Origin of the sequence: Fulvivirga kasyanovii, assembly GCF_009711405.1 — a bacterium.
Classification (GTDB): domain Bacteria; phylum Bacteroidota; class Bacteroidia; order Cytophagales; family Cyclobacteriaceae; genus Fulvivirga; species Fulvivirga kasyanovii.
The window spans coordinates 1-477 of record NZ_SMLW01000074.1 but is presented as its reverse complement, the minus strand read 5'-3'; the positions used below and the strand labels follow the sequence as shown (position 1 = coordinate 477).

The 477-nt window shown below is 43.8% G+C and carries 1 protein-coding gene; it reads left to right on the top strand.

Annotated elements, in window-relative coordinates; genetic code table 11:
- A partial coding sequence (locus E1163_RS00090; RefSeq protein WP_155168510.1) for a single-stranded DNA-binding protein occupies nt 1–263 on the top strand: 263 nt, incomplete at its 5' end.
- Between the last annotated feature and the right edge of the window lie 214 nt (nt 264–477).

Here is a 477-nt window from a genome sequence, read left to right as displayed (position 1 = left end):
CCGTGGCTACATTTTCTATTGCCACATCAGAAAGTTATTATAACTCCCGGGGAGAAAGAATCGAAGATACCCAATGGCATAATATGGTAGCCTGGGGAAGACCCGGTGAGGTTGCCGCCCAATATTTAAAGAAAGGACAGGAGGTAGCCATTGAAGGCAAACTCATCCACCGCTCGTACGAAACCGGTAGCGGTGAAACGAAGTACATCACCGAAATCAACATTAACAGCATTCTGATGCTGGGAGGGAAGAAATCAGCTTAAAGCAGAGAAAGGGCCGCGGTTCAAATTGATTGCGTATGCAAGCCGGCAGAACTAAACCACGGCTTTACTAAACTTTTGAAAGTTTGGTAAAGCTTGCCCTTTCGGTAGCACGGACAGAGGAAATATTCCAAAACAGAAGCAATCACGCTCTTTCAATTAAATGCATATGCTTTTTATGTATAACTAGGGCTTCCTTGAAAATTAGTTGAGAAAC